The organism is Xanthomonas arboricola, from assembly GCF_002940665.1.
Taxonomy (GTDB): Bacteria; Pseudomonadota; Gammaproteobacteria; order Xanthomonadales; family Xanthomonadaceae; genus Xanthomonas; species Xanthomonas arboricola_B.
The window spans coordinates 846972-861754 of record NZ_MIGY01000003.1 but is presented as its reverse complement, the minus strand read 5'-3'; the positions used below and the strand labels follow the sequence as shown (position 1 = coordinate 861754).

11 protein-coding genes and 1 pseudogene are annotated in these 14783 nt (G+C 66.1%); 7 read left to right on the top strand and 5 right to left on the bottom strand.

Annotated elements, in window-relative coordinates; all coding sequences use genetic code 11:
• The first annotated feature begins 37 nt into the window (after window positions 1–37).
• Window positions 38–1240: an OmpA family protein gene (locus XarjCFBP7645_RS17500; protein WP_104538498.1), complete on the top strand. Its 1203-nt coding sequence runs from the start codon at window positions 38–40 to the stop codon at window positions 1238–1240.
• A gap of 284 nt (window positions 1241–1524) precedes the next feature.
• On the opposite strand, the gene metK is transcribed toward XarjCFBP7645_RS17500, so the two are convergent.
• Window positions 1525–2736, bottom strand: a complete 1212-nt coding sequence (gene metK / locus XarjCFBP7645_RS17495; RefSeq protein WP_104538497.1) for a methionine adenosyltransferase — start codon at window positions 2734–2736, stop codon at window positions 1525–1527.
• Between the two features lie 723 nt (window positions 2737–3459).
• Here metK and XarjCFBP7645_RS17485 point away from each other — a divergent pair.
• Window positions 3460–4548, top strand: a complete 1089-nt coding sequence (locus XarjCFBP7645_RS17485; protein WP_104538496.1) for a metal-dependent hydrolase — start codon at window positions 3460–3462, stop codon at window positions 4546–4548.
• Between the two features lie 70 nt (window positions 4549–4618).
• Here XarjCFBP7645_RS17485 and XarjCFBP7645_RS17480 read toward each other — a convergent pair whose 3' ends face one another.
• The 4 genes from XarjCFBP7645_RS17480 to XarjCFBP7645_RS17465 form a co-directional block, all read right to left on the bottom strand.
• Window positions 4619–5446 (bottom strand): class I SAM-dependent methyltransferase, encoded by an 828-nt coding sequence (locus XarjCFBP7645_RS17480; protein ID WP_104538495.1) that lies wholly within the window; start codon window positions 5444–5446, stop codon window positions 4619–4621.
• 28 nt (window positions 5447–5474) lie between these two features.
• A complete protein-coding gene (dusB, locus tag XarjCFBP7645_RS17475; RefSeq protein WP_104538494.1) occupies window positions 5475–6473 on the bottom strand; it encodes a tRNA dihydrouridine synthase DusB in 999 nt (332 codons plus the stop codon).
• A gap of 464 nt (window positions 6474–6937) precedes the next feature.
• Window positions 6938–7894 carry a ribokinase gene (locus tag XarjCFBP7645_RS17470; protein WP_016903834.1) on the bottom strand — a complete coding sequence of 319 codons (957 nt, stop codon included), beginning with the start codon at window positions 7892–7894 and terminating at the stop codon, window positions 6938–6940.
• A 78-nt stretch (window positions 7895–7972) separates the two neighbouring features.
• On the bottom strand, window positions 7973–9271 hold the full coding sequence (locus XarjCFBP7645_RS17465; RefSeq protein WP_104538493.1) for a NupC/NupG family nucleoside CNT transporter: 1299 nt from the start codon (window positions 9269–9271) through the stop codon (window positions 7973–7975).
• 1711 nt (window positions 9272–10982) lie between these two features.
• Here XarjCFBP7645_RS17465 and XarjCFBP7645_RS17450 point away from each other — a divergent pair.
• The 5 genes and pseudogenes from XarjCFBP7645_RS17450 (at window position 10983) to XarjCFBP7645_RS17430 (ending at window position 14733) form a co-directional block, all read left to right on the top strand.
• The gene (locus XarjCFBP7645_RS17450) at window positions 10983–11951 is read left to right on the top strand and encodes an aldo/keto reductase (protein ID WP_104538490.1); all 969 of its coding nucleotides are present in this window, start codon (window positions 10983–10985) and stop codon (window positions 11949–11951) included.
• A gap of 319 nt (window positions 11952–12270) precedes the next feature.
• The gene (gene hemP, locus XarjCFBP7645_RS17445) at window positions 12271–12510 is read left to right on the top strand and encodes a hemin uptake protein HemP (protein ID WP_024938306.1); all 240 of its coding nucleotides are present in this window, start codon (window positions 12271–12273) and stop codon (window positions 12508–12510) included.
• Window positions 12511–12667: 157 nt separating this feature from the next.
• Window positions 12668–13135 (top strand): annotated as a pseudogene (locus XarjCFBP7645_RS17440) (TonB-dependent receptor plug domain-containing protein); the annotation flags it as partial.
• A 14-nt stretch (window positions 13136–13149) separates the two neighbouring features.
• Entirely contained in the window at window positions 13150–13782 is a 633-nt protein-coding gene (locus tag XarjCFBP7645_RS17435) for a Hemin transport protein (RefSeq protein WP_104538489.1), read from the top strand.
• Between the two features lie 27 nt (window positions 13783–13809).
• Window positions 13810–14733, top strand: coding sequence for a DUF6607 family protein (locus XarjCFBP7645_RS17430; protein WP_104538488.1), 924 nt, complete (start codon window positions 13810–13812; stop codon window positions 14731–14733).
• Window positions 14734–14783 lie beyond the last annotated feature (50 nt).

Sequence of the window (14783 nt, the reverse complement as noted above, 5' to 3'; positions counted from 1 at the left end):
GGCGGTTCTCGAACACGCTCGAACCAGGGAAGACGCAATGCGCAAGACGCTGTCGGCAGTGATCTGGGTGCCCTTGCTGCTGGCCGGTTGCAGCCGCGGCGAGGGTCAACGCGAGGCAGCCGACCCTGCGGGCGCCGCGCCGCCGGCAGTGCAGCCCGCAGCGCGTGCATCCGCAGCGCCACCGCTCGCCGATGAAGCGGTACCCGAGTTCCCGGCCATCCCGTCGATCGTGGTGCCGGAGATTGCCGGTGTCACCCCGGCGCAGCGCGCGCTGGAAGCCTCGCTGCAGGACATTCTCGACCCGATCGAAGGCGTCAGCGTGACGCCGGCACGCTGTGGCGACGGCGGCACCCTGATCAACGACGCCGGCATCACCAGTGTCGATGCCCATGGCAATCTGCTGCGCAACGGCGACGGCGGGCTGTTCGACCTCAAGGCCGATGGCAGCGGTATCGCCAACTTCGACGGCGGCCTGATCCGCGTCAATGCCGACGGCAGCGGCACCATCAATGCCAGCGGCGCCGGTGGCGACGACGCGATCATCCAGGTCCAGGCCAGCGGCGCCGGTACCTACAACGGCCCGGCCGGTCTGATCAGTCTGGATGGCAAGGGGGCAGGTACCTGGAACAGCGGCAAGAGCGGCTTGGTCGACAACCACGGCGATGGCAGCGGCACCTGGAACGGCCCGCGCGGTCTGATCACCATCAACGCCGATGGCTCGGGAATCTGGAACGGCCCGGACGGGCTGGTGCAGAACCGCGGCAACGGCACCGGTACGGTCGGCACGCCGCCGCGCGAAGCGCGCATGCCACCCCTGCCGAAGGTGCCACCGGCCGGTCGTTTTCCGCTGCTGCAGAAGTTCGCGCCCCCCGGCGCGCCGTGCGGCTATCTGATCACCTTGAACGAGCGCATCCTGTTCGACTTCGACAAGGCCGAGATCCGCCCCGATGCTGCGCGCGTGATCGACGTGCTGGCGGCCGCGCTCGCCAAGGTCAGCGCCAGGGAGATGGAAGTGCGCGGGCACACCGATGCCAAGGGCAGCGACGCCTACAACCAGGCGCTGTCCGAGCGCCGCGCCGATGCGGTGCTGGCCGCATTACGTACACGCGGTACCGCACGATCGGCCGGCGCGAAAGGCTATGGCGAATCGCAACCGGTGGCACCCGACACGCTGGATGGACAGGACAACCCCGGCGGGCGACAACTCAATCGGCGCGTGGAAATCTTTCTGCGCACCTGAGCGCGGGCCGATCTGCGCGGCATTGCTCGCATGCAGACGCAGGACCAACACGATCCCTGACAGGTGACGTACCAAGCACGTGGTTCGGCCAGGTGTGTCGGTGGATGATGCCGGCCGGTCTTCTGCATGTCATCGCGCCGCGGCCTTGTGCAGTGCGTACTGACGGCCGGTGTGTCCAGCCCTGCCCGCCGCCTTCGGACAGGCGTTCGGCCAGAACGCAAATGGGCCGCAGACGCGGCCCATTCGCACTTCTCGCCAGCGCCGCTCCCGCAGGAGCGACTGACTTACTTCAGCTTGGCGTCGGCGCGCAGGGCATCGGCGCGGTCGGTCTTCTCCCACGAGAACGCGGTGGCGTTGTGCTGCGCGCCGGTCGCGTCGGTGTAGGAGAACTCCTTCGGCTTGCGGCCGAAGTGACCGTAGGACGCGGTCTGCTGATACATCGGGTGGATCAGGTCCAGCATCTGGATGATGCCGAACGGACGCAGGTCGAAGTGCTTGCGGATCAGCTTTTCGATCTGCTCGTCGGCGATCTTGCCGGTGCCGAAGGTGGTGACCGAAATCGAGGTCGGCTCGGCCACGCCGATGGCGTAGGAGACCTGCACTTCGCAACGGTCGGCAAGGCCTGCAGCCACCACGTTCTTGGCCACATAGCGCGCGGCATAGGCTGCCGAGCGATCGACCTTGGACGGATCCTTGCCGGAGAACGCACCGCCACCGTGACGCGCCCAACCGCCGTAGGTGTCGACGATGATCTTGCGGCCGGTCAGGCCACAATCGCCCACCGGCCCGCCGATCACGAACTTGCCGGTCGGGTTGATGTGGAACTTGGTGCCCTTGTGCAGCCACTTGGCCGGCAGCACCGGCTTGAGGATTTCCTCGCGCACGGCTTCGACCAGATCCTTCTGCTTGATGCCCGGATCGTGCTGGGTCGACAGCACCACCGCGTCAATCGCAGTCGCCACGCCGTCTTCATAACGCAGGGTGACCTGCGACTTGGCGTCCGGACGCAGCCAGGACAGCGCCGAGTTCTTCTTCTTGCGGATCTTGGCCTGCTGCTCGACCAAGCGGTGCGCCAGATGGATCGCGGCCGGCATGTGGCTGTCGGTCTCGTTGGTCGCATAGCCGAACATCAGGCCCTGGTCGCCGGCGCCCTGCTGTTCCGGGTTCTTGCGATCCACGCCCTGGTTGATGTCCGGCGACTGCTTGCCGATCAGGTTGAGCACGCCACAGGTCTCGCCGTCGAAACCGACGTCGGAGCTGTTGTAACCGATGTCCAGAATGACCTTGCGGGTCAGCGCTTCCAGGTCGATCCAGGCACTGGTGGTCACTTCGCCGGCAACGATCGCCACGCCCGTCTTGACCATCGTCTCGCATGCCACGCGGGCGCGCTTGTCCTGGGCCAGGATGGCATCCAGCACTGCGTCGGAGATCTGGTCGGCGATCTTGTCCGGATGGCCTTCGGAGACCGATTCGGAGGTGAACAGGTAGCTGGACATCAGGCTTATATCCCTTAATTCGGATGAAAAGATGGGTGCGGATGATACACCGTCCGACAAGCCCGTGCATTGTGCGCCTGAACAGCCCGGTGTGGCGTTAAACCCGTGTCCTGGCGTGGGTTTGCACGGTCATCCGGGCGTCGTCAGCTTGCCATGCGGTGGTCGTATTGACCGGCCAGCATGCGTGCGTGCGTGGCGGCATGGCTGGGTGCAGCCACCCCGCTGGAGGGGAATAAGCGATGTCGTTGGCCAGCGTGCCGGGGCCAAGGCGCATGGCTGCCCTGGCGACCACGACCTGCGCTTGTCCGATCGCAGCGCTCCGCCGCGCCTTGCGGTGGGCGCATTTGCGCGAGCGCGCTGCCGACGCCTGCGGGCGGCACACGCAACCTGCCAGCGCAACGCCCGATCACGGCGCCGAGTTTTTGTCCTGGAGACGTCCGCATGCACTTGTCCACGTTGCATCCTCCTGTCCGCGCCTTGTTCCTATCCGCTTGCCATGCGCGGCAGATGCCGGCAGCCCGCAGCTGCCGGGTGCTGCCACCGGACGTGCGCGACGTGCAGCGTTCGCCGTCCGGGGACAGGGAATGCGGACGTAGGCCGTGGCGTTTTTTTTTCGGCCCGCAACCACGGCGCGATGCGAGCAACGTGCCTGCTGGCTGACTGCCCGCCGGCCAGAACGCACGCGATGGCATTGGACGGTGTCCGGCCTGCTAGCATCGGCCGATGGATTCATTGACCCAGATCGTTCTTGGCGGCGCCATCGCTGCCGCCATCGCACCGGCAGGACAGCGCCGTGCAGCCCTGTTGGCCGGCGCCGCGCTGGGCACCTTGCCCGATCTCGATGCGCTGGTGTTGCTGCCGCTGACCGACGATCCGGTCACGCTGATGACGGTGCATCGCAGCGCCAGCCATTCGTTGTTCTTGCTGCCGTTGCTGGGCGGGTTGATCTGGTGGCTGTTTCGCCGTTACGGCAATGGGCGCGTGGCCGCTGCGCCCAAGCGCTGGTTCTGGGCGATCCAGCTGGCCTTGATCACGCATCCGCTGCTGGATGCCTTCACCGTCTACGGCACTCAGCTATGGTGGCCGCTGCAGCCGCATCCGGCGATGTGGTCGAGCGTCTTCATCATCGACCCGGCCTACACGCTGTGGTTACTGCTTGCCTGCGCGGTAGGGTGGTTTGCGCGCGCACGCCCGATCGCGCAGCACGCGCTGGTGATCGGGCTGGCGCTCAGCTCCGCCTATCTGGGCTGGTCGTTGCTGGCCAAGCACCTGGTCGACCAGGAAGCGGACCGTGCGCTGGCCGCGCTCGGCTTGAAGGATGCGCCGCGCTTCTCGGTGCCGATGCCGCTCAACACCTTGCTGTGGCGCGTGGTGGCGATGACGCCCAACGGCTATGTGATCGGCGAGCGCTCGCTGGTGGCCGACAAGGGCCCGATGCAGTTTCGCGGTTATTCCAGCAACACCCAGGCGCTGGGCGAAGTGACCAGTTTCGATGCGGTGCGCCGGTTGACCTGGTTCAATCGCGGTTTCATGCGCGCACGCCTGGTCGACGACGAGCTGATGCTCAGCGATCTGCGCATGGGCCTGGAACCGGACTACAACTTCAACTTCGTGGTGGCCCATCGCCAAGACGGGCAGTGGCAACCAATCGCGCCGCGACAAATCCAGGCGGCCTACCGCGCGCCGGTGGCGCGCGATCAGATCGGCGAGGTGCTGGCGCAGATGTGGCGACGCATCTGGCACGAGCCGACCGGCACGGTGCTGACCGGCGACCTGGAACATGCTGCCACGCCTGCGCCGGTAGCTCGGTAGGCCCGCTTGGCGGGGCCGCTCGTCAACGCGCGTGCAACACGTCGAGCAGCACGCCGAGCAGCACGCCCGCTCAATACACCGTCGCGCGCGCCTGCACGAACGAGTAGAAGAACACCGCATTCGGGTCGCTATGCACCTGCGCCAGTTCGCGGCGCATGCCATCCACGGTGTCTGCGTTCACCGCGCCGGCCTTAAGCAACTGGTCGGCCGCCGACAGCAGCACTTCTTCCCAGAACCCGATCATGGTCTTGCGCCGGCCCGGCTCGCGGTTGTCCAGATGCAGCGTCTTGATCTCGGTGTGCACATCGCGAAAGCCGCCGGCCAGCAGCAGGTTGCCCAGCTTGGCGCCGACGAACGGGTCGCCGCCCTGGTCGTGCTGGAAATCGTTGAAGGCCATCCAGTAGCGCCACAGGTTGGGCGAATACGGATGCAGCAGGAACGAGGCGTTCATCACCTCGGTGACATACACCGGCGAGCCCGGCAGCAGCACACGCCGCACCTCGTTGAGCACGCGCGCAGGCGAGGGCACATGCTCGAGCACCCAGCACAGGAATGCCGCATCGAACTGACGCGCTTCGAACGGCAGATCGCTCGCATCGGCCTGCTGCAGCGTGTAGCGCTCGCGGCACCATGCCAGCCGTTCCAGATTGGCGCGTGCCGCGCCCAACTGCGCCTCGCTCAGATCCACGCCGGTGACATGCAGGTCGGGAAAACGGCGCAGCAGGATTTCGGTCTGCGCACCCACGCCGCTGCCCACTTCCAGCAGCCGGCGTGTGCCGCTGTAGTCGATCTGGTTGAACAGCGTGGCTTCCAGCAGGCGCGCCTGCTTGAGCAGGCGTGCCTGTTCGGTGGACGAAAACCCATGCAGATAGGTCGGGGTGTCGTTTGGTGCGTTCATCGCTGCAGCTCCAGCAAAGCAGGAAAACTCAGGCAGCCGCCGCCAGCGCTGGCGGCACGCCGGCGATCAAGGCATCGAAATACGCGCGGGTCAGTTCCAGCTGCGCTTCCGGCGTTTCGGCGCGATTGACCACCGCACGGAAGTCGGCGCTCTGCGGGTGGTCCTTGGCGTACCAGCCCAGATGCTTGCGCGCGATGCGCACGCCCTGCGGCTGGCCATAGAAGGCGTGCAGCGCTTCCAGATGGCCGAGCAAGGTGTCGCGCACGAACGCCAGCGTCGGCGGCGGCAACAGCTCGCCGCTGGACAGATAGTGCGCCACCTCGCCGAAGATCCACGGGCGCCCCTGCGCGGCACGCCCGATCATCACCGCATCCACGCCGGTCTCGCGCAGCACCTGCGCCGCCTTCTGCGGCGAGTCGATATCGCCATTGGCGATCACCGGAATCTGCAGCGCCGCCTTGATCTGCGCAATCGTGGCGTACTCGGCGGTGCCGCTGTAATGCTGATCGCGGGTGCGCCCGTGCACGGCCAGCGCGGCGATCCCGCAGTCCTGCGCGATGCGCGCGATGGTCGGGCCGTTGCGGTGATCGCAGTCCCACCCGGTGCGGATCTTCAGGGTCACCGGCACATCCACCGCCTGCACCACCGCGCTGAGGATGCGTGCCACCAGGCCCTCGTCGCGCATCAGCGCCGAGCCGGCCCAGGCATTGCAGACCTTCTTGGCCGGGCAACCCATGTTGATGTCGATCAGCTGCGCACCGTGGTCGACGTTGTAGCGCGCCGCCTCGGCCAATTGCTGCGGTTCGGTGCCGGCGATCTGCACGCTGACCGGATCCGGCTCGCCGGCATGATCCATGCGGTGCAGCGATTTGCTCGTGCCCCAGAAGCGCGGATCGGAGATGGTCATCTCCGACACCGCCAGCCCGGCGCCCAGCCGCTTGCACAACAGCCGGAACGGCTTGTCGGTGACGCCGGCCATCGGGGCGAGGATCACCTTCGGGTCGATGGAGTAGGGGCCGATCTGCATGGCGGCATTGTAGCTGGGTAGGGAATCGGGAATCGGGAATCGGGAATCGGGAATCGGGAGAGCAGTTCCGGCCTTCGGTCTTGTGCGGTTGCTGTGTGGGTCAGGTGACCAGTAGAGCGAGGGCAGCGGCGAGATTGCTGGCTGACCGTACCCTCACCCCAACCCCTCTGCCGGCGGGAGAGGGGCTTCTATTCCTTCTCCCGTCGGGAGAAGGTGGCGCATCAGCGCCGGATGAGGGTACGGGCGCCCAACCTCGCATCACGCTTGCTTCCCGTTACCTTCACGACTGTCCGATGAAGAAGATCGGAGCTCAGGCGCAGCCGGGTTCGTAGCGTCCGTCGACGCGCAGGCCTCGACATGTCGTTTGCGGAGCGACGCAGTCTCATGGGTATGCCGATGCCCGAACGCAGAAGGCGACCGCATCGCTGCGGTCGCCTTCGTGGTCTGTTTGAAGCGCGCGCGGATCACACGGCCGGTTCGGGCACCATGCGCGGCATCGAGGTGGCAGCGCCTTCCACTTCGGTGGAGCGCGCGGCGTAGCGGGTGGCAAAGCGCACGTGGGTGATGAAGCTGGCAGTGGGCGCCTGCGCCAGCGAGGCCACCAGCGCGCCATTGAAGGCATCGCCGGCGCCGGTGGTGTCCACCGTCTGCGCGCTCTCCGCGCCCACACGGTAATGCGCAGCCGTGTCGCCGCGCAGCTGTTCTTCCGCGTGCGAGATGAAGGCGCCCACCGATCCCAGCGTCACCACCACCGTACCGCCCGGTAGCAACTTGCGGCACAACGAATGCAGCGTGTTGCCGTCCAGCGCCGCCACATCGTCTGCATTGATGCGTTCACCGACGTGGCGGCCGAGCAGGGCGGCAAATTCGGTTTCGTTGGGCGTCAGCACATCCGACAGCTTGAGCAGGCCGATCGAGGTCGGCGCATTGGCCGGAGCGGCGTTGAGTACGGTCAGTACGCCGCATTCGCGTGCCAGCGCCAGCGCCGACTCGATGGTTTCCGCCGGCGATTCCAACTGCGCCAGCAGCACGCCGGACGAGGCCACCAGCGCGCGCTGGTTGTCCACGAACGCTGCACTCAGTACCGAGTTGGCACCGGCCCCGATCACGATGGTATTGCGGCCGTGCGCGTCGACATAGATACCGCCGGTGCCGGTCGGCTCATTGCTGGGCTCGGCGATCAGCGCGAACCCGTCATGCGCAGCCAGCGAGCGCGCCAACGCGCCGCCGGCGTCGTCGCCCAATGCGCACAGAAAGTGCGTCCTGGCACCGGCACGTGCGGCCGCGACCGCCTGGTTGAAGCCCTTTCCACCCGGGCCGGTGCTGTAGCGACCGGCAATGGTGGCGCCCGGCGCAGGCAGGACATCACAGCGCCACACGTGATCGACATTGAAGGACCCGACAACGACGACCGAACTCATAAATACCCTTGACTTGAATGACTGAATGAAACGTGGCGTGCGGCGATTAGACCGTCATACCGATGAACCCGCGCCGCCTCAACCGAAATGCGAGAGCACACCGGCAATGGTAGCGGTCATGAACGTGGCGATCGAACCGCCCAGCACTGCGCGCAGGCCGAATTTGGCCAGATCGTGACGGCGTTCCGGTGCCAGCCCGCCGATGCCACCGATCTGGATCGCAATCGAGCTGAAATTGGCAAAGCCGCACAGCGCATACGTGGCAATCAGCCGACCTTCCGCGCTCAGGCCCACGCCCGGCACTTCGCCCTTCACGATACGCGACAGCTCGCTGTAGGCGACAAACTCGTTGATCACCACCTTCTGCCCGATCAGCGAACCGACAGTGGTCGCGTCCACCCACGGGGTGCCGATCACCCAGGCAATCGGCGCCAGCACGTAGCCGAAGATCGTCGACAGGTTGGTCGGGCGGCCCAGCAGCGCGGCGGCGCCGGTGATTTCGCCCAGCCAGGTCAGTGGTGCATTGATCAGGGCAATCAGCGCAATGAAGGCCAGTAGCATCGCGCCGATGTTGAGCGCCAACCGCAGGCCATCGCCGGCGCCGGCCGCTGCCGCATCGATGATGTTGCTGGTGGTCTTTTCCACTTCCATCTTGACCGTGCCGCGGGTCAGCGGGGTGCCGGTTTCCGGCACCAGCAGTTTGGCGACCACCAGCGTGGCGGGTGCGGCCATGATGCTGGCGGCGAGCAGATGCTTGGCGTAGAACGCCTGCTGCGCGGGATCGCTGCCGCCGAGCATGCCGACGTAGGCGGCAAGCACGCCGCCGGCGATATGCGCCATGCCGCCGATCATCATCGTCAGCAGCTCGGACTGGGTCATCTTGGGGATGTACGGGCGCACCGTCAGCGGCGCCTCGGTCTGGCCGATGAACACGCTGGCGCATACGCTGGTGGTTTCCGCACCGGAGACGCGCATCACCTTGGTGATCGCCCACGCCATCGCACGTACAACGACCTGCATCACGCCCAGATGGTAGAGCACGCCCATCAGCGCCGAGAAGAAGATGATGGTGGGCAGCACCTGAAACGCGAAGATGAAGCCGTAGCTGTCGATGTTCATCAGGTTGCCGAAAATGAAGGTCGACCCCTCATTGACGAAGCTCAGCACCTTGACGAAGCCCTTGCCCAGCGAATCGAACACATCGCGTCCGCCCGGCACCAGCAGCACCAGTGTGGCGAACGAAATCTGCAGCGCCAGACCGGTGGTGACCAGCTTCCAGTCGATCGCGCGGCGGTTGCTCGAAAACAGCCAGGTGATGCCGATGAGCACCGCCAGACCGAACAGGCCGAAACCTATCCTTCCCAAACCTTCGACCATTCCAATCCCCGGGGCTGCTGACGGCAAAACGAGAAGCCTAGAGCAGGGGGTGACCGTGGGCAAGGCGAGCAGCATTCAGGGCCCGCCCGTTGGCCCGCAGGCGAGCCAGGTCGGGCGCGGGCAGTTCCCTGCGCGGGGGCAGACGAGCCACGCTTGCGCAAGGTGATGGGGCGGGGGCGTCGATTCGCTGCCCGTGCGTCGCCCCCACAGACCGCGCCCCGAAGCACGATCACCCGACCGGATGCCGCTTTTCCCTTCAGCCGTCGACAACAACCGGTGGTGCTTGCGCGCGTGCCGGCGTGGGACCTTCGGCATGGATGCTGCGCCAGAGCCTGCATGGACGTAGCGCCGGACGTGCGGCGTGTCCCGTCGCGGTACGTGCGTAAGCGCCCTGGGCAGACGGGGCACTCGGCCAGAACTGACTGACCTGCTTCGCGTGGTCGGTCGGCGGCGCGGCGCCGCATCCGGTGTCGGGACACGCCGTGAATCCGTCCGTGGAGGCTCGGTGGCGGCCTCCATGCCGCCACACGGTCCCGCCCCCGGACGCGACACCACGCTCCCGATACTGCTAGCGCTGATCGGCAAGCAATGCTTTCAAAGCACGTGCGGATGCCTATGCAGTCTGTGGCCAATGCAAATCGGTAAGGCATCCATCTGCTGTCATGTCGCCAGCGACGGTAACGCTCCGAAAGACCTGCAGATCACCAGGCCCTCCGCATTTCTTTCCGCAACCGACAACAACCGGTGGTGCTTGCGCGCGTGCCGGCGTGGGACCTTCGGCATGGATGCTGCGCCAGAGCCTACAGGGACGTACTTGCGGCGTGTCCCACACCGGTACGCGTGCAAGCGCCCTCGGCAGACCGAAGCGTTCGCATTGAAAAGATAGATGTCGTGCATAGATGATCGGTATGCGGAATTGGTCGGCAGCGCGGCGCCGCATCCGGTGTCGGGACACGCCGTGAATCCGTCCGTGGAGGCTCGGTGGCGGCATCCATGCCGCCACACGGTCCCGCCCCCGGACGCAGCACCACGCTCCCAAAGTGCTACAGCTGATCGGCAAGCAATGCTTTCAAGCACGTGTTGATTCCTGTGGACTTCCTTTCCGATGTAATCGGCAAGCCATCTATCTGCTCTCACGGCGCCAGGATGGACGCTACGAAGGACCTGTCGCCCAGCAGGACCTCGGCATTTCTTTCCGCAACCGACAACAACCGGTGGTGCTTGCGCGGGTGCCGGCGTGGGACCTTGAGCGGCATGGATGCCGCGCCAGAGCCTACACGGACGTACTTGCGGCGTGTCCCACACCGGTACGCGTGCAAGCGCCCGCAGAAGACCGGAGCATTCGCGTGGAACTATAGATGTGGTGCACAGATGGATCGGTGTGCGGAGTCGGTCGGCAGCGCGGCGCCGCATCCAGTGGCGGGACACGCCGTGAATCCGTCCGTGGAGGCTCGGTGGCGGCATCCATGCCGCCACACGGTCCCGTCCCCGGACGCGACAACACGCTCCTAAGATTGCTACTGCTGATCGGCAAGCAACTCCTGCATTGCCACGTCATCGTTGAACGCAATGCGCCACACCAGCAGACGTGCATGCGAGACCGATCTGTGCGGTGCCAAGGCGCCTCACCCTGTCGCCCTGGCAGCACCACGTCCTACACTGCGCACGCCGATCCGGGGCAGGGCGCCGCGGAGGTTGTTGGAGTCTGCCAATGCAATACCGTCGTCTGGGGGCCACCGGGCTGCAGCTGTCGGCCTTGTCGTTCGGGGCCTGGGTCACTTTCGGCAAGCAGATCGGGCGCAGCGAAGCGCGCAACCTGATTGCCGCCGCCTGGGACAACGGCATCAATTTCTTCGACAATGCCGAGGTCTACGCACGCGGCCGCGCCGAAGAGGTGATGGGCGATGTGATCGCCGATCTGCGCCTGCCGCGCGATGGTTATTGCGTGTCGAGCAAGGTGTTCTTCGGCGCGGTGGACAGCCCGCGGCCGACCCAGCGCGGACTCTCGCGCAAGCATGTCACCGACGCCTGCCATGCCGCGCTCAAGCGCCTGCGCGTGGACTATCTGGACCTGTACTTCTGTCACCGGCCCGACCCGGACACGCCGATCCGCGAAACCGTGCGCAGCATGGATGCCCTGATCCGCCAGGGCAAGGTGCTGTACTGGGGCACCTCCGAGTGGAGCGCCGAGCAGTTGCGCGAGGCCATCCGCATCGCCGAGCAGGAGCACCTGCACGCTCCGGCGATGGAGCAACCGCAGTACAACCTGCTGCACCGCGACCGGCTGGAGCGCGAATACGCGCCGCTGTGCGAGAGCGGGCTGGGCACCACGATCTGGTCGCCGCTGGCCTCGGGCCTGCTGACCGGTAAGTACAACGCCGGGGTGGACGCCGACAGCCGCCTCGGCCAGCCGGGCAATCAATGGTTGCAGGACGAAGTGCTAGGCGCGCCGGAAGCGCGCCGCCTGGAACGCGCCCGCGCGTTCTGCGCCTTGGCCGCCGCGCTGGGCCAGTCGCCCGCGCGCCTGGCCATCGCCTGGTGCCTGCGCAACTCGCACGTGTCCACGGTGATCCTGGGTGCCAGTCGGGTGGCGCAGCTGGAAGAAAATCTCGGCGCGCTGGAGACCTTGACCCAGGTCGAAGCCGACGGTTGGGCACGGGTAGAGGCGGCGACGCGCTGAGGACAGCCGTGCGGTGGGCGTGAGTGCGGACGGTCGACTGCGCGGCGTTGGTTCGTCGGGCTCTTCAACGCAAACGAGAGGCCGCATCTGGCCGGTCCTGCACACCGGCAAAATCTCTCATCGCAATGGTCCGCCGTTCAGTCAGTCCTCTCGCTTGCCCAATGCAGTCCTCATCAGCAAGACAACGATCTCCGCACCTAAAAAACACCGGCGAAAAACGTGGTCGGATATTTTCAATAGGACTGGTGAATCGGAATCGTCCAATCTATGCAAAGGTCATGTCGGTAAGATGAGAATGGCTCTTGATCATTAAATGAGAATGGTTATTATTTGTCTGGCCAACCGACTGGAGATCCAGATCATGACCGCTCATCCCGTGCTGCTCCGCTCCGAACCGGTCAACCTGCGCGACCGCGCTGCCCCGCGTGCCGTCCCCGCAGAAGACCTCATCAGCAGCGAGGCGCTGCTCAAAGGCCGTCGCGAAGTGCTGATCCAGCATGGCGACCGCGTCTATCGCCTGCGCCACACCAGCAACGACAAGCTCATCCTGACCAAGTAAGGCCTCCCCTCCGATTCCGCGCATTGGCGCAGGGGATCGGGTCGTTTGTCGCGGGCGTTGCCGCCGCCGTCCGCGCACCCCCACGCTCTCTCCCGGCGGCCGGTCGCGGCCTAGGCTGCAGCACACGCTGCCGGGAACTTCCGTCCAAAGGTTCCCGATGATGCGCCTGCATCCGCTGGTGGTCGCGCTGTCGCTGGCGCTGCCTGCTCTTCCGTTGAGTGCTCACGCTGCCGACCTCGCCGCCAGTGGTGATGCCGCGCGTGAGGCCCACGACTTCGACCGGCTGCAGGTCACCGCCACGCGTACCCAGCGCGCCCTGGCCGATGTGCCGAGCATGGTGGATGTGATTGATCGCGAACAACTGGACAACCAACTGGTGCGCGAGCTCAAGGATCTGTTCCGCTACACGCCGGGCGTGTCGGTGACCAGCACCAGCGGCCGTTTCACCGGCGCCAGCGGCATCCGCATCCGCGGGCTGGACGGCAACCGCATGGCGACCCTGGTCGACAACGTGCCGGTGTCGGACACCTTCAGCTTCGGCAGCTACCTCAACGCCAACCGCAACTTCGTCGATCTGGAAACGCTCAAGCGCGTCGAAGTGGTGCGCGGGCCGGCCAGCGCCCTGAGCTGGTAGCTGCCATGCCCATCGCCCGCCCGCTGCCGTCGTTGTCGCATGCACGTGCCACCCGCGCTACGTTGCCGCGGCCGCAGCAGTTGGCGGCGCTGGGCACGGTGCTGTGCCTGTATCGGCCCGCATTGGGCAACGAACTGGATGGCTGGCAGCATGCGGTGGATGCGGCGGCGTGCCGGCAGGTCGACAGCGATGGCGTGCGCGAGAGCATCTGGTTCTTCGATGCCGAGGGGCAGTGCTGCTGGCGGATCTGCCTGCTGCCTGACAGCGATTTCCTGATCTGGGATCGCCTGGTCTCGCGGCTGCCGCCGTTGCCGATGGAAACCCATGAGCTGGGCGTCGGCGAGCGGCTGTGGCGTCGTCTGGCCGGGCGCATGCGTGGGGAGGCGTGGCGATTGAGCGCGCTGCGCCTGCAGGCCGCCGCCACCCGCGAGCAGCCGTTTGTCGCCAGCCTGGCGACCGTGTCGGCGCTGGGTGCGGAGGTCGCCGCACGCCTGGCGCGCGAAGAGGGCATCGACGGCCGCGTGGCGGTGGACGACTGCTGCTGCGCGCGCGCTGCCGCCTTGCGTACCAGCTCCATCACGTCCAGCAACATCACCCCGTCCGATATGACGACGTCGCTGGTGCGCCTGCGCCGCTGACGTCTCCAACCACTCCCGAGAGTTCCGATGAGCCGAACGTTTTCCCGTTGCATCGCACTGACGCTGAGCCTGTTGCCGTTGATTGCCGCCGCCGACGCTCAGCGCGATCGGCAGAGCATCCTGGCGATGCAGGGCGAATACGCGGTGGACTTTGCCTTTGACGAGACGGTGTTGCTCAAGCCCGGTTACGAGCGTGCATCGGCCATGCGCAGCGGCGCCAGCGAAGTGGTGATCGTGGTGGAGGATTCACCGCGCAAGCTCGTGCTGCAGCATCTGCTGGTCGACGAAAAAAGCAAGCATGTGACCAAGCATTGGCGGCAGGATTGGATCTACGAGGCGCCGCAGCGTTTCGAATTCAGCGCCGATCAGACCTGGACGGTGCACGCGCTGCCGCCGGCAGTCACCACCGGCGCCTGGACCCAGTGCGTCTACGAGGTCAGCGACGCGCCACGCTATTGCGGCACCGGTCGCTGGGACTATGCCGACGGCCATCCCACCTGGACCAGCGACCTGAGCTGGCGCCCGTTGCCGCGCCGCGAGTACACCAAGCGCAGCGACTACAACGCGCTCGCGGTGATCAATCGCCACACGCTCACGCCCAACGGCTGGACCCACGAACAGTTCAACACCAAGGTGCTGCGCAAGCCCGACGGCAGCCAGGAAGCAATCGCGCGCGAGTTCGGCTTCAACGATTACCGCAAGACCACCGAGGTCGACTTCGCCCCGGCCTATGCGTACTGGAAGGGCACCCAAGGCTACTGGGCCAAGGTGCGCACGCGCTGGGCCAGGTTCCTCGATACGCCACCCGGCCTGCATCTGAAGACCAAGCCGGACGGCATGGCGATGATCATGCCGATGTTCGAGCAGGCAGAGATGGTGCAGAACGGCAGACGGGTCAAGGACGCGCAGATCGACGCGGTGTTCGCGCAGTGGGTCGAACCGGCGAACTAGTCATCCGGATGCCGTAGGAGCGCACCCGGGCGCGATCGGGCATTCCCGAG